The organism is Ruminococcus bromii, assembly GCF_002834225.1.
GTDB classification, from domain to species: Bacteria; Bacillota; Clostridia; order Oscillospirales; family Acutalibacteraceae; genus Ruminococcoides; species Ruminococcoides bromii.
In genome coordinates this window covers 1-266 of record NZ_NNSR01000007.1, presented here as the reverse complement: position 1 = coordinate 266, position 266 = coordinate 1, and the positions used below count along the sequence as shown (strand labels likewise).

The 266-nt window shown below is 42.1% G+C and carries 1 protein-coding gene; it reads right to left on the bottom strand.

The window, feature by feature from the left end:
- Positions 1-63: 63 nt before the first annotated feature.
- Positions 64-266 (bottom strand): hypothetical protein (locus RBATCC27255_RS10335; protein ID WP_169923185.1); only part of this gene is annotated, 203 nt, incomplete at its 5' end.

The window sequence follows — 266 nt, the reverse complement described above, 5'->3', positions numbered from 1 at the left end:
GGTGTCTCCCGTAGTTTAATGTCTTCGGACAATAAAAAAGCACCTTACATATTCGTAAAGTGCTTAATCCGCTTTTTCTGTTTTTTCTGTTTTAACTGCTTTGGCTCTCGGCTTTTTGGGAGCGTCAGACTTGACCTCTTCTGCAAAACCGCCGTCAATGAGTTCCTTTGCTCTCTGCTCGGAGCATTCAAAAACTTCATTCACATGTCGGGTTACATAGCCGTTCTGCCTGTCATTAAATGCTGTTGTTACTCTGATTTTCATTC